The organism is Desulfoscipio gibsoniae DSM 7213, from assembly GCF_000233715.2.
GTDB classification, from domain to species: Bacteria; Bacillota; Desulfotomaculia; order Desulfotomaculales; family Desulfallaceae; genus Sporotomaculum; species Sporotomaculum gibsoniae.
The window spans coordinates 3401719-3422292 of record NC_021184.1; the positions used below are offsets into that span (position 1 = coordinate 3401719).

At 48.8% G+C, this 20574-nt stretch carries 16 protein-coding genes; 8 read left to right on the top strand and 8 right to left on the bottom strand.

Going from position 1 to position 20574, the window contains the following annotated elements; translation table 11 throughout:
- The first annotated feature begins 188 nt into the window (after positions 1-188).
- Positions 189-359, top strand: coding sequence for a hypothetical protein (locus tag DESGI_RS24735; RefSeq protein ID WP_006523384.1), 171 nt, complete (start codon positions 189-191; stop codon positions 357-359).
- 190 nt (positions 360-549) lie between these two features.
- On the opposite strand, the gene DESGI_RS16050 is transcribed toward DESGI_RS24735, so the two are convergent.
- From DESGI_RS16050 to DESGI_RS16060, 3 genes are all read right to left on the bottom strand, one after another.
- Entirely contained in the window at positions 550-2457 is a 1908-nt protein-coding gene (locus DESGI_RS16050; protein ID WP_006523385.1) for an ATP-dependent nuclease, read from the bottom strand.
- A gap of 291 nt (positions 2458-2748) precedes the next feature.
- Positions 2749-3789, bottom strand: coding sequence for a UDP-glucose 4-epimerase GalE (gene galE, locus DESGI_RS16055; RefSeq protein WP_006523386.1), 1041 nt, complete (start codon positions 3787-3789; stop codon positions 2749-2751).
- A 188-nt stretch (positions 3790-3977) separates the two neighbouring features.
- Positions 3978-5405, bottom strand: coding sequence for a vWA domain-containing protein (locus tag DESGI_RS16060; RefSeq protein WP_041284941.1), 1428 nt, complete (start codon positions 5403-5405; stop codon positions 3978-3980).
- 135 nt (positions 5406-5540) lie between these two features.
- Between DESGI_RS16060 and DESGI_RS16065 the strand changes: the two genes are divergently transcribed.
- The 4 genes from DESGI_RS16065 (at position 5541) to DESGI_RS16080 (ending at position 12616) form a co-directional block, all read left to right on the top strand.
- Complete coding sequence (locus tag DESGI_RS16065; RefSeq protein ID WP_006523388.1) at positions 5541-6194, top strand: ferredoxin-like domain-containing protein; 654 nt, start codon at positions 5541-5543, stop codon at positions 6192-6194.
- A gap of 571 nt (positions 6195-6765) precedes the next feature.
- Positions 6766-8820 (top strand): 4-alpha-glucanotransferase, encoded by a 2055-nt coding sequence (gene malQ, locus DESGI_RS16070; protein WP_006523389.1) that lies wholly within the window; start codon positions 6766-6768, stop codon positions 8818-8820.
- A 51-nt stretch (positions 8821-8871) separates the two neighbouring features.
- On the top strand, positions 8872-11304 hold the full coding sequence (locus tag DESGI_RS16075) for a DUF3536 domain-containing protein (protein WP_006523390.1): 2433 nt from the start codon (positions 8872-8874) through the stop codon (positions 11302-11304).
- A 124-nt stretch (positions 11305-11428) separates the two neighbouring features.
- Complete coding sequence (locus DESGI_RS16080) at positions 11429-12616, top strand: DNA polymerase IV (RefSeq protein ID WP_006523391.1); 1188 nt, start codon at positions 11429-11431, stop codon at positions 12614-12616.
- Positions 12617-12625: 9 nt separating this feature from the next.
- On the opposite strand, the gene DESGI_RS16085 is transcribed toward DESGI_RS16080, so the two are convergent.
- Both DESGI_RS16085 and DESGI_RS16090 read right to left on the bottom strand, forming a co-directional pair.
- On the bottom strand, positions 12626-13237 hold the full coding sequence (locus tag DESGI_RS16085; RefSeq protein ID WP_006523392.1) for a tetratricopeptide repeat protein: 612 nt from the start codon (positions 13235-13237) through the stop codon (positions 12626-12628).
- A gap of 279 nt (positions 13238-13516) precedes the next feature.
- Positions 13517-14719 (bottom strand): metallophosphoesterase, encoded by a 1203-nt coding sequence (locus tag DESGI_RS16090; protein WP_006523393.1) that lies wholly within the window; start codon positions 14717-14719, stop codon positions 13517-13519.
- A gap of 162 nt (positions 14720-14881) precedes the next feature.
- On the opposite strand from DESGI_RS16090, the gene DESGI_RS16095 reads away from it, so the two are divergent.
- A complete protein-coding gene (locus tag DESGI_RS16095; protein WP_006523394.1) occupies positions 14882-15247 on the top strand; it encodes a DUF5320 domain-containing protein in 366 nt (121 codons plus the stop codon).
- Positions 15234-16283: a phosphodiester glycosidase family protein gene (locus DESGI_RS16100; protein ID WP_006523395.1), complete on the top strand. Its 1050-nt coding sequence runs from the start codon at positions 15234-15236 to the stop codon at positions 16281-16283. Before DESGI_RS16095 ends, DESGI_RS16100 begins: the two co-directional genes overlap by 14 nt.
- A 13-nt stretch (positions 16284-16296) precedes the next feature.
- On the opposite strand, the gene DESGI_RS16105 is transcribed toward DESGI_RS16100, so the two are convergent.
- Positions 16297-16647 (bottom strand): Asp23/Gls24 family envelope stress response protein, encoded by a 351-nt coding sequence (locus DESGI_RS16105; RefSeq protein ID WP_006523396.1) that lies wholly within the window; start codon positions 16645-16647, stop codon positions 16297-16299.
- A gap of 488 nt (positions 16648-17135) precedes the next feature.
- On the opposite strand from DESGI_RS16105, the gene DESGI_RS16110 reads away from it, so the two are divergent.
- The gene (locus DESGI_RS16110) at positions 17136-17315 is read left to right on the top strand and encodes a hypothetical protein (protein ID WP_006523397.1); all 180 of its coding nucleotides are present in this window, start codon (positions 17136-17138) and stop codon (positions 17313-17315) included.
- 323 nt (positions 17316-17638) lie between these two features.
- Here DESGI_RS16110 and clpB read toward each other — a convergent pair whose 3' ends face one another.
- A complete protein-coding gene (gene clpB, locus DESGI_RS16115; RefSeq protein ID WP_006523398.1) occupies positions 17639-20230 on the bottom strand; it encodes an ATP-dependent chaperone ClpB in 2592 nt (863 codons plus the stop codon).
- A gap of 41 nt (positions 20231-20271) precedes the next feature.
- Complete coding sequence (locus DESGI_RS16120; protein ID WP_006523399.1) at positions 20272-20574, bottom strand: chaperone modulator CbpM; 303 nt, start codon at positions 20572-20574, stop codon at positions 20272-20274.

A 20574-nucleotide genomic window follows, 5' to 3' on the forward strand; every position in this document is an offset into this window, starting at 1 on the left:
TGTTTGTTTTGGGACATTTTACTGCAAAATCACATAAATTTCAAAGCACCCTATAAAGATAATTAACAAACAGGCATATTATTTTAGGGTTATGCGAAATTTTTTATTTAAAATTTAATCCAGGTAATTGCCTGTTTTAATAATTATATGTATAATATGTATAATATAAATACTCGGAGGTGGATTTAATGAAATCAGATAGTCAATACAGGTTAACCATAAGCGGTGATAATCCCCGACAGTACCACCTCCATTCCAGGTGGCTTGCAGAGCTTTACCTGCAAACCTACCGGCAAATGGGAAAAATGATTTGCATTGAAAAACTTGTCGAGGGACTCTGGCAACCGGTGCATCTTTAGCACATCTCGTGCATAAAATATTATATTTATGCAGTGGAAGCAATAACGGCTGCAAACACTTTTATACAATGCTTGCAGCCGCAATTCGTGTATGGGGGTCTTGTCTAACGTAACCAGCGCATGTACTTTTGTTCATAGACGATTTTTACGATGATGAGCAACGTGACAGTAGTTCAGCACATAAAATAATCTATTTTGACGGGCCCTTATACAACAAATTAAAAACTTCTGGTCGAACACCTGCCTTTAAGGTAATACAACCATTAGGCGATAGATACCCCTTCAGTAGGGGTATCTCCAGGGTCACCGCCGGGGGATTAGCATTAAGATCACAGGTTACCACCCTTGCTCCAGAGGAAATTTCCTCCAGCTTACCACTGTTTTCCAACCTTTTAATCCGCTCGGTCAGTTCGCCGGCCCCGAATAAAAAGTCATAAATCTCATGCACTTTCCCTGATAATACAGCAGAGGCTTCGTGCGGTATCCCATTATTCATGCGCATGATGAACCTCTTTCTGGTCAGCGGCTCAATCAATTCCGGGTAATCAACATCTATCTGATCCCGCCTGCCGTGGTAATAAGTGCGTATATCCGCCGCCTCACGCAGTGACTTTTCCGTCTTGGACCACTCCAATCGCCCGCTGTGCACGTATATATCCTCCAGGCGACCGGAGCGCAAAACCAGAATATCCAGGCGGTCGGCCTGGCTTTCCAGCTGTTCATAAGCCTCCCGCAGCTGGCTGAATACATCCGCAACCGGCGTATTCAGCCAGTCCTCGTGGCTTAATACCACAGTAAGCAGTAAGTGATAGGCCCGAAATTCACGATAATCCCAGCCGGTGCTATATTTCTTTTGCAATTCCTCAATCAGGCCACCCAGTGACGCTACTGGTACCAGCTGATCTTCAAAATCCTCGACTTGCTCCAGTGCTTTTTTCATCAAACGCCGCACCGCACCTGCCAAGCGGTCCAAAGTATCAAACTCGCCGGGGTACAGATTGGGCCTATCACCTGGTTCAGCCACTGGCAAGCCACGGGCATAGTCCCTGGCTTTGGACAGGCTGATCCATCCCCGCCAGTCAAAACTGTCCCCTTCCATACGCCCGCAGTGCCAGCGAATGGCCGACGTAGGGTATACCACATCTCGGTCGCAAATCACAATGGGCTTGACACCTATCTCCTTGAAAAAGGCGGTATACCTGGACATATAACCAACCCCGCCCAGGGGCAGCACACTGGTACGCGCCAGAGAAACCCTGAAACCGCCGGATTCAATCAATGCTGTTAACACATCACGGTCATGCTGGCCTTCCACTAAAATTACCTTGTCAGCAAAAAGCACTTCCCGCTTATAAGTGGTTAAACTGGGCAGTAAATCTGTATACTGCTCCGCATCCTCCAGGCTGATTTGAAAAACCTTGCGTTCCGCCAAATAATTTTTGGGACGTCGAAAAAACACCATCCTGGACAGGTCCTCAGCATTGCGCAAATCCACCATGGAGGGCGAATGCGTAATTAAAATAAAATGTTTATCTTGAAGCCGGGCCACCTCACGCAGAACCTGCACAAAAATATGCTGGGCCTGGGGATGCAGAGACTGCTCCGGTTCATCAATGATCACCAGCTTGCGCTCAGGATCGTAAACTGCAATACCCAGCACAGGAAGGTTGAGCAGGCCGGGTGCTTCATGGGCAGTCAATTGACAACCGTTTTCAGCAGACATGCAAAACTTGACACCACCGTCCTCTACACTCACCGACACCCGCTGTGGCACCCCCAACCTTTCCAAAAAAGAAAAAGCCAGGGCTAGGAGACCAGGCTGCCTTACCGCCCGGCTCCAATATCGGCAAATCTGGTCGTAAACCAGCCACCCACGGAAAAACTCTTCCTCCTCCCGCCGCACCACAGGCGTTAAATTACGCCGGACATCATCCCGGGTAGGTAAGATATATAGCGCATCATTAAGATTCGCCTGTGCAAATCTTTTTAGTGCGTAAGACTTGCCGGTGCCGTTGGGCCCGATGATATAAGTCAGGCCTGGTTTGTTATCTATTTGATATTTACTACCATCAGGCAACCATAAATCAATTTTATCCAAATAACCCAACTCCCCGCCAAACTTTAAAACACCGCTGTATATCGTGACCTGGGGTTTACAAGATTGCTAAAATAACGTCTAACCTCCAATTCCACACCCTTCTCACCAATCCTGCTTTGGAAAACCAAATAAAACATGTGTATTAGAAAAAAAAATTAACTAATAGTAAGTGTTCGAAAAGGTAGGCTTTGGTGCCGGGTGTTGAAAGGTTGAAAGTTTTAGATTTTTCAACCTTTCAACACCCGGCACCTATCAAATGCTCTCTATTTATGCCGGTTCTATGATACTACCTTAAGATTGGTAGCCATCCGGGTGGTTGCTGTGCCACGCCCAGGCTGTACGTACAATTTCCTCCAATTCACCGTAGCGCGGTTGCCATTTTAAACAATCTTTGATTTTGCGCGAGCTGGCCACCAGCACTGCGGGGTCACCCTCCCGGGGCGGGCCTTCCTCCACGGTAAAATCTCGGCCTGTCACCCGGCGCACGGTATCCACCACCTCGCGCACCGAATGACCCTGCTCATTGCCCAGATTATACACCGCAGACGGTTCGCCCGCCTGAAGCGCTTCCAACGCCAGTACGTGGGCCACAGCCAGATCGGATACATGGATATAATCACGCAAACAGGTGCCGTCAGGGGTTGGGTAATTAGTACCCAAAATCGTCACCTTTTCGCGTTTTCCCAGGGCCGCCTGCATCACCAGTGGAATCAAATGGGTTTCCGGATTATGGTCTTCACCTATGTTTCCACCCGGATCGGCACCGGCAGCGTTAAAATAACGCAGGGCAACAAACCGCAAACCATAGGCATGCTCATACCAGCCGAGAATTTGCTCCAGCATCAGCTTGGTACCGCCGTACACATTAACCGGGCGGGTGGGATGGGCCTCATCAATGGGGGTATACTCCGGTTCTCCATACACCGCCGCAGTGGATGAAAGTATAAACTGCCGTACTCCAGCATCAACCAGCGCCGTTAAGAATTCTATGCCATTACCCAAGTTATTGCGACAATATTTATCCGGCCTGGTCATGGATTCCCCCACCAGGCTGTCCGCAGCCAGGTGTACCACAGCGTTAATTTGGTGCTGTTTGACCAGTTCACCAACCAGCATGCTATTGCCACAGTCCCCTTGCACGAACACCCCGCCGACCACAGCTCCCCGGTGGCCTTTACTCAAGTTGTCCAGAGTCACCACCGTGTAATCCCGCTTTAACAACTCCTGCACCACATGGCTTCCAATGTACCCGGCACCGCCGGTTACCAGTATATTTTTCATATCGACCTGGTTTATCCGTACCATATTCCAAGGACGGCTAGAACCAGACATCACACCTCCTGGCTTTTGGCTAACATGAAAATAAGTCATTACTAAGAATGATCCTACAGTGCTGTAATTTGAACAATTGATAAATGACCGTACCCTGTCACTGCTATTGGAAGGTCATAAAATAATGTAATATTAGTCTACTGTTATATATATGAATAACAACGCTAAATGTATTAAGTTTAACAAAGTTAAAGCCTGACCCCTTTATGCAGCGACCGCTCCAGCTGCGTCAGGGTGTTACTTTCCAGCATGCGCACCTTTTGACTGAACAGGGCTACTGTGCGCACATCCCGCCACTGATTGTGGGGCAAAGTGTTCAACCAAAGCACATCCCGAACATGCCTTTTCATTTCCTCCAGCTGCCGGGCGGTATTTTCAGGCTGCTGAGTTTTGGTGTCACTGACAATAATTACATAGGTATTTTTGGTCAGCAGGTGATCATAGTACTTCATAAATGTGCGCAGTGATTGGGCCAGGTTAGTGGTTTTACCCCACTGCTTGCTTTGGGCCATAATAGCTGACATGGTACCGGCAAAGCCCATATTTCTACGCAATTGAGGTGTGACCCGCTCCAAATCCTCGGAAAAAATAAATGTCTCAATATCCCGTACCACATCGGCCAGACCGTATAGAAACTGCACAATAAGCCTGGCGTACATGGCCATGGAAGCAGAGACATCGCAAATCAGCAGCAAACGAGGCTTCTGCACCCGCTTACTGCGGTAGCGCAGGTATAGTGGTATACCACCGTACTGCACACTGCCCCGCACGGTACGCCGGATATCAATGTTTTGCTTCTTGCGACTGCTCCGGTAACGACGGGAGAGGCCGGTGGCCAACTGCACAGCCATTTTCCGCAGCAGTACGGTCACTCTAGGCATATCCTGCTCGCTTATGGTACGCATGTCCCTCTCCAGCAAAGACTCCTCGGGTTCCTCTGCCAGCCCCCGGGACACTGCACGCACCACCTCATCCACAGCTTCGTCGCCGGTATATTGCACCTGCTGCTGCATCCTAGCCTTACCTTGTTCTTCATCCTGCCTGTTCAGGTGATAGCGCCAGTAATCCAGTGATGCTTCCACCACCTGGGCAATCAAGTTGGACGGGTCATTTACCGGGTTACCCCGGTAATTCTCCAACATATCACCTATTCTTTGCCGCTCTTTTTCAGGTAAGCGAGCATAGGTTTGCAGCTGCTCATCAGTTAAGTTGAGCTGTTCCGTAGCTCCGCCGGCCCAATCACCTCCGCTACGGGATATTCCCTCCTTAAGCTCGTTGGCGAACTCTTCCATTAATTGTTCCTGCCTGGCCGTCTCCTCCGCTTCCTGCCGGCGGCGCTGTTCTTTTGCCTGATCCGGGGCAAAAAACAAATCAAAAGCCAGGTCGAATATCCGGGCATCCCGCTGTCTTTTGGTCAAAGTGGCTCGCAGGGCCAGGCGAAACTGTTCCCGGTCCAGCACATCCACCGCAGCCAGGGCCCGGGCCGCATCGTTCAGCTCCGCAGTGCCAGTGTTCAGCCCCATGCTGCGCAACACGGCCACAAAACGAGCCAGCCGGTTGAAAAAATCATCCGGCGATATTTCCCTGCCGGTATACATCAGTCCTAAATCACTCATGTGTATCACCCATTCAATTATAGTATAAGAAACTCCAAAGTAAAATTTCGCCATTTGAGCAGGAAAAAATGATTGTTATCTGGAATATACCATAACCGCAAAATAATTTAAATATCTACAAAGGGAGGAATAATTATGGCAAACGAGCCAAAAGGAGCCTTTATTCAGCGCGATAAGGAAACCTATGCTATTGTACCCAGAACACCCATGGGCTTGGTCACTCCCGAAATCCTAGAAAATATAGCCAAAGTGGCCCGCAAATACCAAATTCCCATCATAAAAATAACCTCGGCCCAGCGACTTGCACTGGTGGGCCTGAAGCCTGAAATTGTTGATGAAGTCTGGCAGGAATTAGGGCTGGATGTGGGTCCCGCCGTGGAACTTTGTGTACATTATGTACAAGCCTGCCCGGGAACAGCCGTATGCCGCTTCGGCATGCAGGATTCACTGGGATTGGCCGGAGAATTGGAAAAAATTTTTGTCGGTCTAGAGATGCCCGCCAAAGCCAAGATTGGCATATCAGGCTGTCCCATGAACTGCGGAGAGGGCTATGTTAGAGATTTTGGCGCCTTCGGCAAAAAATCAGGCTGGACCGTCATTTTTGGCGGCAATTCAGGTGCCCGCGCCCGTATCGGTGACGTTATCGCAGAAAATTTAAGCACCGAGGAAGTAATCGCCCTGGCTAAAAAATGTTTTGAGTATTACGCCGCCAACGCCAATAAAAAGGAAAGAACTGCCCGTTTCATCGACCGCATCGGCATTGAGGAATTCAAAAAGGCTGTACTGTAGGGAAGCAGAGGGACGGTTCCAGTGCTTCCAAAGAGGCGCAGGATACTGGTAGATTACCTATTTGGCTTCGTAGAAATAACATAAAAGAACAAAATATATGCAAGCGCCACCCTGAAATAACGGGTGGCGCGTCTGTCTTCACTAATGTGTAATTTTCTGAAGCAAATCGCGTAACAAAGCGGGGTCCATATGCCTAATTACCTCAGTCAATTCATCCCCTGGATGGGAACGTTCAGTCATAAGTCTTCATATAATGGTTCACTTTTTTGATCTCGTGAAGATTATATTGTTTAAAGACAACAAAATTGCATACAATAAGCGGTAGTTTGCATACCGGAGAATAAACAAATTAATTAGATTTGTAATATATTGTGGGAATAAACTAAGGTTATTTAAAATATACGTGATCGCGAGGGTACAGCCCGAGATAGCCCAATTCCCACCTTGTGGGCTGACGTTAAGATGAGGTAAAATTATACAATTAAGTATCAATTGCAGACATTGGACATTCATATTTATATACATCTGAAAATGGCAATATAATGGTGTTTTAAAGATGGGGGAGAAGTGATTGGATTGGCAGAATGACGCATTGCGTGAGCTAGCCCAAATATACGGGCTGCAAACGACCTACCGGGATGCCGGCGGGCAACGCCGCCAGGTATCGGAACAAGCGCTGCTGGCCACGCTGCAGGCGCTGGGTGCCCCGTTGGCCGGACCGGATGATGTGCCGGACGCTCTGCGGCAGAGTCATCTAGAGCAGTGGCAACGCTGCTGTGAACCAGTAACGGTGGCCTGGGAAGGACAGCCCGTGCATATTGAGCTTCGCCTACCAGCGAATTTGAGTAATAGCCGGGTTAATTGCCGGCTAAAGATAGAAAGGGGCACCACAAAGGAATGGACGTTTGACCTGGCACAGCTGCCCCCGGTGGCAGGAACCACGATAGAAAGCGTTGATTACCAGGTCAAGCAACTACCTTTGCCTGGCAAAATGCCCCAAGGTTATCATCAATGCTTTATAACCATGCCGGGCTTTAAATGTCAGTCAATGATCATTGCCGCGCCGCCAAAAGCCTATTTACCCCCGGACGAAACCACGAAACGCCTGTGGGGGGTTTTCATGCCCCTTTATGCATTACGCTCCAAGCATAGTTGGGCGGCCGGGGACATTAACGATCTGGAGCAATTGCTGCGCTGGACCCAGGGACTGGGTGGCAACACGGTGGGCACACTGCCGCTGTTGGCCGCCTTTCTGGATGAGCCCTTCTCCCCTAGTCCTTACTCGCCTGCCAGCCGCCTGTTTTGGAATGAGTTTTACCTTAATTTAAACGCTATTCCGGAGCTTAAACTATGCCAGCCGGCACGGGATTTACTTAAATCACAAGCCTTGCAAAAAGAAATCGCCGCATTGCACAACGCTCCCCTGGTGGATTACCGCTGGGGTATGGCAGTAAAACGCCAAATTCTTGAGCTGCTGGCCCGGTACTGCTCTGGAACACCAGGTAGGGAAGCCGCGCTGCAAAGCTGGATATCCGCTAACCCGGCGGCCCGGGATTACGCCCGTTTTCGTGCCACCATGGAAAAACAGCACGCTATTTGGTCAAGGTGGCCCCAACGAATGTATAATGGCGTACTCCAAGCAGGGAATTACGCACCATCTACAGAACGCTACCACTTATATGTACAGTGGCTGGCCCACGAACAAATTGACGCCCTGTCCAAGCAGGCCCGGAAACGGGGACCCGGGCTGTATCTCGATTTGCCTCTGGGGGTACACCGCGCGGGATATGAAGTTTGGCGTGAGCGAAAGGCTTTTGCCAGAGAGGCGGATTGCGGTGCACCACCGGATCAACTAAATACCGCGGGGCAAAACTGGGAATTCCCACCGCTGCACCCCGAAGGGATCAGACAACAGGGGTACCGGTACTACATCGCAACTTTGCGCCATCACATGCAGCACGCCGGCATACTACGCCTGGACCATGTAATGGGCTTACACCGCCTATTCTGGATACCCCGGGGTTTAGCGGCCCGGGACGGAGTGTACGTCAAATACCGGGCCGAGGAATTTTACGCTATATTAGCCCTGGAATCACATCGCCACCAGACGCTTCTTGTAGGCGAGGATCTGGGCACCGTCTCACCGCACGTCCGGGCATCCATGGACCGGCACAAGATTTATAGGATGCATATTCTGCCTTTTGAGATCAGGCAGATACCCAGCCAGGGCCCACATCCCCCCCCGGCCCGCTCCCTGGCCGCGCTAAACACCCACGATATGCCACCCTTCGCAGCTTACTGGAGTCAGGAAGACCGACGCAACCGCCTGGGAATATCCCGTTTTTTATTTCGCAAAGGCTGGCTGGCGGCTCCCACCAGCAATCAACGCAAGGTTTTTAAGGGGTGTTTAAAACACCTGGCCGCAAGCCGGGCGCGGGTACTGTTGGTAAATATGGAAGATCTATGGCTGGAAACGGCACCCCAGAACATCCCCGGCACCACGCAAGAATATCCCAACTGGCGGCGCAAGGCCCGCCGGGATATCGAAGAATTCACCCGGCTACCCGGAGTGTTAAAATTATTGCAAGAGATTAACCGGTTAAGGAAGGGTAGGGTATTAAAATAATGCTGTTAGGTTAAGAAAGTTTAAGCCTGACCCCTGATTAGGAGGATTTAAATGGATCGTTTTCTATGCATACACGGCCACTTTTACCAGCCGCCCCGGGAAAACCCGTGGCTGGAAGCCATTGAGCTTCAGGATTCGGCTTATCCCTACCACGACTGGAACGAGCGCATTAATGCCGAGTGCTACGCGCCCAATACCGCGGCTCGTATTTTAAACGTGAAAAACTTGATCAGGAAAATATTTAATAATTATTCCCGAATTAGCTTTAATTTCGGTCCCACACTGCTGGACTGGCTGGAAACCAGTGATCCCGAAGTTTACCAGGGGATCATCGAAGCTGACCGGGCCAGCCGCCAGACTTTTTCCGGACACGGTTCGGCTATAGCCCAGGCTTATAACCACATGATTATGCCCCTGGCCAACCGTCGTGATAAATATACCCAGGTGCGGTGGGGCATCGAGGATTTTAAATATCGTTTTGGGCGGGGGCCCGAGGGCATGTGGTTGCCCGAGACTGCGGTGGACCTGGAAACATTGGATATACTAGCACAAGAAGGTATCGGCTTCACGATATTGTCACCCTACCAGGCCAGGCGTGTGCGTCCTATCGGAGGCGATTGGCGAGAAGTGGGCTCAGAGGGTATTGACCCCACCATGCCCTATCTGCTGCGCCTGCCCGAAACAGGACGCCAGATTAATATTTTCTTTTATGATGGTCCTATTTCCCAGGCCGTAGCCTTTGAGAGACTGCTGTCCAACGGTGAACATTTCGCACACCGGCTGCTAAGCGGTTTTTCCGAAAAAAGCGACCGTCCCCAGCTGGTACACATCGCCACTGACGGCGAAACCTATGGTCACCACCACCGGCATGGTGAAATGGCACTGGCGTATGCCCTGGAATATATAGAATCCAATAAGCTGGCCCGCATTACCAACTACGGCGAGTTCCTGGCCATGTTCCCCCCCACCCATGAAGTGGAAATCAAAGAACATACCGCCTGGAGCTGCGCTCACGGGGTGGAACGGTGGCAGGCTGACTGCGGCTGCCATACCGGCACCAAACAGGGCTGGACCCAGGCTTGGCGGGCTCCGCTGCGCAGGGCGTTGAACTGGCTTCGCGACAGCATAACTCCTGAATACGAAAAACACGCCGGCCAACTATTCAAAGATCCTTGGGCGACCCGCAAGGATTATATCAGCGTGGTTTTAGACCGTTCCCCGGAGAACGTGGAACGGTTTCTGGCCAAACACGCCGACCATACACTGGATGCCGTAGAACAAGTGACGGCGCTTAAACTGCTGGAAATGCAACGGCATGCCATGCTGATGTTCACCAGCTGCGGCTGGTTTTTCGACGACATTTCAGGCATTGAAACGATACAAGTACTCCAATATGCCCGGCGAGTAATCCAACTGGCCGGAGAAATATTTGAAATCCCCCTTGAGCCATTGTTTTTGGAAATGCTGGCCAGGGCCAAAAGCAACGACCCCCAATACCAGGACGGCGCCTATATATATAATAATAAAATAACACCGGCCATGGTGGATTTATCAAAGGTAGGCGGACATTATGCCATCTGCTCGCTGTTCGAAAAATACGGACGGCATACCCAAATTTTTTGTTATGATGTAGAACAACTGGATAAGCACACAACGGAGGCGGGCACCACTAAGTTAACCCTGGGCAAAGTACGGGTAACTTCAATGGTAACACGGGAATCGACTACTCTGAGCTACGGAGCAATTTATTTCGCAATGCATAATGTCAGCTGCAGCGTGCAGGCATTTACCAACGAACAGCACTATCGTAAGTTACTGCAAAAAGTAACCGATGCCTTTAACCGGGCTGATTTTCACAGGGTCATCCAAATATTGGGCCGGCATTTTGAAAATGGATCATTTTTCTCTTTAAAACAGCTATTCCGTGACCGGCAGCGTAAAATATTAAGTAAAATACTGAACACCACGCTGGAGGAAATGGAAGGTGATTATAAACAAATTTACCAGCACCATGCTACACTAATGCGATTTTTGAAGGACTTAGGCATACCCCTACCCCAAGCCATGTTGTGTGCCGCCGACCTAAGCTTGAACGCCGAACTGCGCCGTACCTTTGCCGAGGCAGAACCGAATATTGAGCACATCAATACTTTATTTAATGAAGCTAAAATTCTGGACATTAAACTGGATGACATCAGCCTGTGCTATGTATTAAAAGCAAATATGGAAAGAACGGCTCAAAGCCTGTATGCTGACCCAACGAACCTGGCACTGCTGGGCAACCTGGACACTATGACCGGTCTTGCTCATGCACTGCCCTTTGAAGTAGATTTATGGAAGATACAAAATATTTACTACCGGCTGCTGCATGACTTTTACCCCTATCTACGGAGAAAAGCAGAGCAAGGAGACAAGGACACCCGGGCCTGGGTAGACCGCTTTGCCGCTCTGGGAGAAAAACTGCAAATACAGCCGAAACCCTGACAACGTTATCATGATAAACAACGCCCAATGCATTAACCGTTGGGCGTTGTTAACCATTTATAGCCACTTGACTATTGCAACAAGCAGCTTTACAATTATCCCAAACGCTTGTTTGGGGGGGCTTATGGAAAGAGCAATTTTACTGGCCGATATGAACAGTTTTTTTGCCAGCTGCCACCAGGCAGTGCAGCCGGAACTGCAAGGTCTGGAAGTGATAGTGGCCGGCGACCCTACCAAAAGAACCGGCATTGTACTGGCCGCATCTTACCCGGCTAAATCCCGTGGTATAAAAACAGGAATGCCGGTGCATGAAGCCAGGCAGCTATGTCCCGACGGTTATTTCTTCCGGCCGGATTACCAGCTGTACATAGACATTTCCAGCCGCATACTGGGCATAATGAGGAACATCACCGACCTGGTGGAGCCATTCTCCATCGACGAGGCCTTTGCCGACCTGACCGGGGTACTGCACCTCCGGGGCACCCCCAGGAACATAGCCAGTCAGCTAAAGGAACGCATCAAATCCGAGGTGGACGTATTATGCAGCATCGGCATCGGCCCCAACAAACTGGCTGCCAAAATGGCTGCCGGAGTACAAAAACCCGACGGTTTGACAATACTGGAAAGCATCGATGACTTTAAAAAGGTTTTCTGGCCCCAACCAGTCCGGGAATTATTCGGCATCGGCCCCAGGTATGAAAAACACCTCCGCTATCTTAACATACGCACTATCGGTGACCTGGCTAATTTTCCACTGCCCATTTTACAACAACGGTGGGGCAAAAACGGGTATATGCTCTGGCTTTGCGCCAATGGCATTGACCATAGCCCGGTAGTGCCCACTTCCCTGGATGCCTCCAAAAGCATCGGCCAGCAAAAGACGCTCCCCCGAGACCTGGTTGGTTTTACCAACATCAAGGTGGTACTTTTGGAGCTATGCGAGCTAGTGGCCCGGCGCGTACGCCAGGGCGGCTATATGGGACGTACTGTGGTTTTAACACTGCGGGACACCCAGCTGCGGTTTTTGTCCAGGTCATTAAGCATGAATGACTATACCGACCTGCCCGACGAAATTTACCATATCGCGTGCCGTATTTTACACAAGCACTGGCATGAAACGTGGGCGGTAAGGCTGGTGGGAATCACCCTGAGCAATCTAATTAAGCGGGCACATTTTCAGCCTGATATATTCGGCGAAAGAACACGCCTGTCTAAACTAGCCCGGGCATGCGATAAAATAAAGGACCGCTTCGGCGAGCGGGCCATTATAAGGGGTGTTTCACTTAAAGAGGAAAGCATAAGTAATATATAATGCTCAATATTATGCTGCATCTTGAAGTTCCTTTTCCAGAGTAGTTAAAAATTTTTCAATATCAGGGTCGTTCCGGTCGATTAATCTGGCCACCAGCAGGCAATTTCTGGCATCATACGGTTCCCCCAGCCGGTAATAAGCTTCGGCCAGTAACTTATAAGCCATGACCGAACGCGGGTAAGCAAATAACAACGCTTTCAGCAGCTTAACCGCTTCCTGGAAACGTTCACTTTGGAGCAACACCACCGATAGATTTAAAGATACATAAATATTTCCCGGCCGCAAGTACAGAGCCTGCCGGAAAAAAGATTCTGCCTGTTCCCAATTTTTCCGCAAAGAATGTATTACACCCATAGACATTTTACCGGCGAAACTATGAGGCATTAATTTATAAATTTTTAAATAAGCATTTTTTAATTTTTGTTGATCGCCAATTTTATTGGCGTAAATGCCTCTAACAATTAACAGCTGCACCACTACATCCCGCCAGTAAACCTGTATAAACAGCGATACCAGGGCCACCAAAACAAAAGTAAACATGTTACTTCTTTCAGAGAACACCAGGGGAGCCAGACCGGTGACTCCACAGGCCGTAGCTATAAAAAAAACATGTCTGTTCATCGTATAATAACGTCACCTCCACCGTTTTTTTTATATTAATACGTGAGGTATCAACGAGATGTTATTAGATATCGCCGAATGGTAAAAATATTACCCTTACGCACACTAAACCTTGTAGTCGGTCAATATGACAATTTTAAGGATAATATAACCCCCAAATATGACATTTGAGTCGGATTTGAGGTTATTTTATTATCAACGCCGGCGCGAATGGTTAAGCAGCCAAACTATCCATATGGCCAAAGAGACGTTCAAATAACCGCACCTTTTATGCAGCTTTCACCCGGGCATACCAAGATCAACCTTCACAGCCTCCCGGTAGGCATGGTTTAGATGATAACAAAAATCATAAACATCCCGGTCAATTTCCACCGGCAAAACCGTAAATTGCTGCCCGGGGGCCGCAATAAACACACCGGTATGCAATTTATCGGCCCCCGGCCAGCGTTCATCCACAGTCCAGCCGCCTGTATTGTAAACCGGGTGGTTTGCCACCACACCCCCCGCCAACGGGCGGTGGGTATGCCCGAAAATTAAGCTAAAGTCTGCTGGGTATGCATATACTGATTTTCTCTCCCGTTCGATATACTGTAAATAACGTTTAATACGCTCAGCCAATTTGGGCTCTAATTCGCTTCCCCTATCGTTACCCCGCTTACCCAGCCCGGACAACCATTTAAAAATACTCTCCATGATACTAATATCCAGAACCATACCCAATCGTTCTGCAATCCAGCGGATCTCCTCGTAAATATTTTCTATCTGCTCGGACAGGCGGCCGGATTGACCGCTGCCGTACCAGATAAATTCAAGATAGGCCGAGTTAAGCACTTCCAACTCTGACAGGCTTTGTGCCTCTATTAGCGATGTACCGATCCATGACTGGGTCCGGTCAAAAAAATGTCCGTGGTGAAAAAGCAAGTTTTCATGACCACAGGTGGTAATATAATTAGGGTAAGCCAGCCAAAATCTTTCCCGCACATGGATAGGCAGTAAACCCAGCAAAAACTGCACCCCCTTGTTATACCGGTTCAGCGCACCGGTATCCCTGCCCGGCCCTGAGATGCGGGGATATTCCCCCGGCAATTTACCTTCCCTGAGCGGTGCCGCAATATATTCTTCTTCGCATACTTGCATCCAAATATGATGATCATGATTACCAGGCACCCAAACTAAAGCGCCGGGCAGCACTCCAGCCAGCAGCTGCCGAAAAAATTCCTTTGCTTGTAATACACAGTTGACGTAAGAAGCCAGGGACAAATCAATAATATCCCCCACCAGTACCAGGTCGGATATTCCACCGAATTCTCGGGCTATCTTATGTAATAGTGCGTTTAATTTTACCGGAGTTGTATTAAAGGGCGGATTTTGAAATTCCGGGCGATTTTTCAAAATAGCAGGGACTACCTCCCGCAATAATGGATTGACAGACGAGGACTCCTCGCCCAGATGTAAATCACTGATGGCCACAACCGCAGACATCACTTAACCCCCTTGATATACCTGTTTATTAATAAGTTATGCAATTAACTAAGTTTTGGGGCTTAATTCGTTGACACTAAAGACAACTGGCAGGAAAATGGGATATGGCGGTGAAAAAGAAATGATATAAGCCCTTGATAACAAATGCGTGAGGTGATCAATATGGAACAACCGACACAGAAAAAAAACGGTAATCAGCCACTGCCAAGCATTATAATACTGGTTGTGTTTTGGGTTGGATTATTATTTGGAGGATTTTGGTATGCCGGGTATTACATTGACCGGGCAGCCCGGGAAATTCAAGAGGCCAACGCTCTGAATGTACAAGCAATAGAGGAACAAATGAAATCACTGCACAATGAAATGAATGCCATAAAAGAGGCCCTGGATAAAACTGACGCCACTATTTCCAGCGCGGGCACGGTGAATGAGGAAGTTAATAAACGGATAACTGAAATGGACGAACATTTAAAAAGACTGGAGAAAAGTCTTGATATATTAAAGGAGTCCAGTAATGCGGATTATTAATATCTTTTTTATCAGCCTGCTGGTTCCTTTCCTTGGCTTATTGAGCGGCGCCTACCTGTCATTGCAACAAAATGCCAGTGCGCTGCACGTGCCCGTGGGAAATTTGGAACCGTACTTACTGGATTTAACCGAGTACACCCTGTCTTTGGAAGAAAACATCGGTTTTATTCAGCAGAGCGTCGAGGAACAGCAACTCCAACAGCTGGAAAATGAACTGGTTCTTAAGGAATTAGCCCAAAGAACAGATACACAAAAAAAGCTGTCCGACGAAATATACGAACAGCGTATCCTTAACAGACTAGGGCCACCCGTTAATGAACACAGCTCTGAACGAGTGGAAATTAAAATTTTCGAATTAAAGGGACTGGGATACCGTGGCTATATAGCAAAGATAAAATTACATGATCCCAGTGTCTTTAAAGTAGTGCTGAGTAATGATAAGCTGGGTGAAAGCGAGACCACCAGTACGGCTGTTAGACGCACCAACGCGGTGCTGGGCATCAATGCCGGGGGGTTTTTCCGCCTTGCACAAGACGGCAAGGAGTATACCCTTCCCATTGGCAACACCATGATTGACAGCAAGTTTATTGACGGTTTCAAACCATCCCATAACGATCTTTTTTTTGCCGGTATCGACAGCGAGGGTGAATTACTGGGCGGTGTGTTTTTCGAAAAAGACAAGCTAATGCAGCTTAAACCTTTATCCGGGGTCAGTTTTGTGCCTGCCCTGATTAAGAACCGCAAGCCACTGCCCATACCCTCCAAGTGGCAGAACCAAAAACAACCCCGCACTATTATTGGCGAGTATGGCAATGACGACCTTATTTTGATCGTAGTGGACGGTCGCCAGTCCGACTGGAGCAGCGGGGTTACCCTGGAGCACCTGCAAATTAAGTTGCTTGAGCTGGGCATAATTGAAGCCTACAATTTAGATGGCGGTGGATCCAGCGCTTTTGTTTTTAACAATCAGGTGCTCAACCGTCCATCAGACGGCAAAGAGCGCCCGGTTGCCACTAATATTGTAATAATGCCATGACAGGCCGGCGGGGCTAATCTTTAATATCCAGCCCCGCTACGGTTACATTAACAGCATTTACGTATAAATCAGTCATAGCTTCGATCACTTCCCTCACCTTGTGCTGGACATTTTGTGCTGCATCCCTTAGCGGCAACCCGTATTCCACCACGATAGACAGTTCAATGGTAACATTTTTTTCCTCAATTGATATTTTATTGATATGGGAAACGCTTTTTCGGTTTAGTAGATTACCGGAGCTACGGCCTTCAAAGCCGGCAACGCCCTCTACCTCGGATAGTGTCATACCAATCATGGTCTTTAGCACATCTTCATTATACCTGATTACACCCAGGTCGTTTTGTTCTAAAGGATTATCTTGCATAAAAAACCTCCTGACATAAGGCTCTAAACCATAATACAAAACCAACCAATTACTTTATTTTACCATATTTATACTGTATGTAAAGCATAGTCCAACAAAAAGAACACCATAAGCAATATGGTTCTATAGCAGATAATGCATCACCATAGCCCGTAAATAAAAATCCCGGGCTTTTTTTTTGGTAAATATTTTGCGTTGCCTGCCTTTGATACCGGTGTTATCATTTTAATTGTAAATTACCGCAGTTGTTGTATGCCTCCTCATAGAACAACACCCTGAAAGTTCATTTCAGGGCTTTTTTTTAACCAAATATCGACAATTGCAGCGTTTTTGCGATAAAACCATTCATATGACGCAGTTCTCCATATAAACTACCGCACTAAACCTTGCAAGGACATAGGTAACTTCCTCTAGCTTTTACACCCGTTATTGCTTATAATATATTTGTGTTGTATGTTATTCCTTCAATCGGGAACAGAGGTGGAAACATGTTATGTAAAGATTGCCTGCATTTCAAGCAGTGGAAAAAAATTGAAGCTTCTATGTGTGAAAAGACCCAACAGCCAGTTGAGGCCAACAACCGGCCATGTGACAATTTTGTTAGTAAGCTACATATGACAAATGAGTGGGGTGAATCCGCCGCTGACGGAGTTAAGCGCTGCGACTAATAATCCTTTGGTGCCGGGTGTTGAAAGGTTGAAAGTTTAAATGGAATTAATATCGGTTTGGCAGCTTAATGCCAAACCCATTTTTATTAAAACCGGTGATATAAGGGTATTTCTACCTATAATCCATGATTCACATCGATGCAAATTATATACATTAAAAGCATAAAAGCTGTCCGCACACACGGACAGCTTCCTCGCATATTGCTGAATACAACATTATACCCTCATTTTTTCTCATTTTTTATGTTAGCCAAAATTATATATTGTATGATATATATTCTGTCAACTTATCTTTAAGGAATAATAATTTATTTTGTTTCACATTATGCAATTATATGCAATTCGCCATCTTCCACCTGTAAAGTAACAGTTTGCTGAGGTCCCACTTCCCCCCTAATAATCATTCGGGATAGGGCAGTTTCCACCAACTGCTGAATAACCCGCTTCAGGGGGCGAGCACCGTATGCCGGCTCGTATCCTTTGCCCGCCAGGTAATTCAGGGCGCTATCATCCCAGGTAAGCTTGATGCCTGTACCGGCGTAAATCCGCCTGGCCAGCCTTTCCAAAAGTAATCCCGCAATTTGCCGCACCTGGGACTGGCTCAGGGCATGGAACACCACAATTTCATCTACACGGTTTAAAAACTCGGGGCGGAAGTGCTGCCGTAGTATGCCCAGCACAGCAGTCTTCATCTTATCAAAATCACTACCCCGCTCTTGCTGAGCAAGTATTTCGTGGCTTCCCAGGTTAGAGGTCATAATAACCACGGTATTTTGGAAATTAACGGTACGCCCCTGACCATCGGTGAGCCGGCCGTCTTCCAAAAGCTGTAGCAGCACATTGAACACATCGGGATGGGCTTTTTCAATTTCATCCAACAATATTACCGAGTAGGGTTTACGCCTTACCGCTTCGGTGAGCTGACCGCCTTCCTCGTAGCCCACGTAACCCGGAGGCGCTCCAATAAGCCGGGCCACGGTGTGTTTCTCCATGTATTCAGACATATCCAGCCTGGTCATATTGCGTTCATCATCAAACAGAGCCTGGGCCAGTGCCCGGGCCAGTTCGGTTTTGCCTACACCGGTGGGTCCCAGGAAAATAAAGCTTCCAATGGGCCGGTTAGGGTCCTTGATGCCGGCCCGGGCACGCAGTACGGCGTCCGCCACTGCCCGCACCGCCTCATCCTGGCCAACCACTCTTTTGTGCAGTTCCTCATCCAGGTGAATTAGCTTTTCCCTTTCGCCCTCCATTAATTTGCTCACCGGTATACCCGTCCAGCGGCTTACCACCCGGGCAATATCCTCTTCATCTACTTCTTCTTTCAGTAACATGCCGTGCTTTTGCTTGCCGGCCAGATGCTCCTCTTCACTCTTTAAGCGGCGCTCCAGCTCATTCAGGCGACCGTATTTAAGCTCTGCCAGGCGGTTTAAGTCGTAATCCCGCTCGGCACGCTCAATTTCCTGCCGTGTTTCTTCAATTTCTTTTTTCAGTTGGCGCACCCTGGAAATAGCTTGCTTTTCAACCTGCCACTGAGCCTGCATAGCTCCGGATTCCTCCCGCAGTTCGGCTAGCTGGGCTTTTATTTTATTTAGCCGCTCTTTTGAGGCCGGGTCGGTTTCCTTGCTGAGAGCGGCCTCTTCAATCTCCAGCTGCATGATACGGCGGGTAATTTCATCCAGCTCGGCTGGCATACTGTCAATCTCGGTACGCAGCCGGGCCGCCGCTTCGTCCATTAAGTCAATGGCCTTATCAGGCAAAAAACGGTCCGAAATATAGCGGTCGGACAAAGTGGCCGAGGCCACCAGAGCGCTATCCTGGATACGCACCCCGTGGTGCACCTCATAGCGTTCCTTAAGGCCGCGCAGAATGGAAATGGTATCTTCCACCGAGGGCGGCTGCACTTGTACGGGCTGAAAACGCCTTTCAAGGGCAGCGTCCTTTTCCACATGCTTGCGGTATTCGTCCAGGGTGGTGGCACCGATGGTACGGAGCTCCCCACGGGCCAGCATAGGCTTTAATATATTGCCTGCATCCACGGCCCCCTCCGCTTTGCCGGCACCCACTACGGTATGCAGCTCGTCAATAAACAGTATGATACGGCCCTGGGATTGCTGCACCTCCTTAAGCACGGCCTTCAGCCGCTCCTCGAACTCGCCCCGGTACTTGGCCCCCGCTAAAAGTGATCCCATATCCAACCCTATAATACGCTTTTCTTTTAGTCCTTCAGGTACATCACCGGCCACAATACGCCGGGCCAAGCCTTCTACAATAGCGGTCTTGCCCACCCCTGGCTCACCGATCAGTACAGGATTGTTTTTGGTACGCCGGGAGAGTATTTCCATTGCCCGTCGAATTTCGTTATCCCGGCCTATTACCGGGTCCAGTTTGCCCTCGGCAGCCAGTTTGGTCAAGTCACGACCATAACGCTCCAGCGCCTCGTAAGTCTCCTCCGGGTTTTCACCGGTCACCCGCTGGTTACCCCGCACCGCCCGCAATGAATTAAGCAGCGCATCCCTGGTCAGCCCGCTTTGACGTAGCGCATCACGGGTTTCTGGCTCTCCCTCTTCCAGCAGCGCCAGCAGCAGGTGCTCCACGCTAATGTAATCATCCTTCATATCCCGGGCTTCCTTTTCAGCACGGGCCAGCACCCGAACCAATCCGCCGCCTAGATGCAGGGAGCCTTCATAACCTGTCACCACGGGTATTTTTTTCAATAAAGCATCCACCTGTCCGGTCAGGTTAACCAAACTTGCCCCGGCATGCTCCACGAATCGGGGAACCATGCCACCATCCTGGGCCAACAGCGCCGCCAGCAGGTGCTTGCCCGTAACTTCCTGATGATGTCTGGCTGCAGCCAGCTGCTGGGCCGCAGACAGGGCTTCCCGCGATTTTTGTGTATAACGGTTGATATCCATGGAGATGTCACCTCCTCTTTATTCTCCATAATTATTTTCTTTTATTTACCAATTATTTTTAATCTCTCTATTTCATCCTCTAATTGTTCTATGCGTTCTAACAAATCCATTATAATTACCGCTCCATGAAGGTTAACACCCAGGTTTTGGCGGAGGCGCAGCATCCTGTGCAATCTTTGGGCCTGTTGCACCGGCACCCGCCCCCGACGGACTTCTATAACGCCGAATTCCGCAAGCTGCTGTAACATGTCGGGATGTATGCCCAAATTGGACAAGTTCACCCAAGCATCTTCATCTCCTGCGAACAGGGCATGTCGATAGATCTGCAGGTAAAAGTGCTGCAC

Coding starts and splice junctions, on each gene's coding strand:
- DESGI_RS24735 (WP_006523384.1), top strand. CDS start 189: ATGAAATCAGATAGTCAATACAGGTTAACCATAAGCGGTGATAATCCC.
- galE (WP_006523386.1), bottom strand. CDS start 3,789: ATGTCTGGTTCTAGCCGTCCTTGGAATATGGTACGGATAAACCAGGTC.
- DESGI_RS16060 (WP_041284941.1), bottom strand. CDS start 5,405: ATGAGTGATTTAGGACTGATGTATACCGGCAGGGAAATATCGCCGGAT.
- DESGI_RS16065 (WP_006523388.1), top strand. CDS start 5,541: ATGGCAAACGAGCCAAAAGGAGCCTTTATTCAGCGCGATAAGGAAACC.
- DESGI_RS16075 (WP_006523390.1), top strand. CDS start 8,872: ATGGATCGTTTTCTATGCATACACGGCCACTTTTACCAGCCGCCCCGG.
- DESGI_RS16080 (WP_006523391.1), top strand. CDS start 11,429: ATGGAAAGAGCAATTTTACTGGCCGATATGAACAGTTTTTTTGCCAGC.
- DESGI_RS16085 (WP_006523392.1), bottom strand. CDS start 13,237: ATGAACAGACATGTTTTTTTTATAGCTACGGCCTGTGGAGTCACCGGT.
- DESGI_RS16090 (WP_006523393.1), bottom strand. CDS start 14,719: ATGTCTGCGGTTGTGGCCATCAGTGATTTACATCTGGGCGAGGAGTCC.
- DESGI_RS16095 (WP_006523394.1), top strand. CDS start 14,882: ATGGAACAACCGACACAGAAAAAAAACGGTAATCAGCCACTGCCAAGC.
- DESGI_RS16100 (WP_006523395.1), top strand. CDS start 15,234: ATGCGGATTATTAATATCTTTTTTATCAGCCTGCTGGTTCCTTTCCTT.
- DESGI_RS16105 (WP_006523396.1), bottom strand. CDS start 16,647: ATGCAAGATAATCCTTTAGAACAAAACGACCTGGGTGTAATCAGGTAT.
- DESGI_RS16110 (WP_006523397.1), top strand. CDS start 17,136: ATGTTATGTAAAGATTGCCTGCATTTCAAGCAGTGGAAAAAAATTGAA.
- clpB (WP_006523398.1), bottom strand. CDS start 20,230: ATGGATATCAACCGTTATACACAAAAATCGCGGGAAGCCCTGTCTGCG.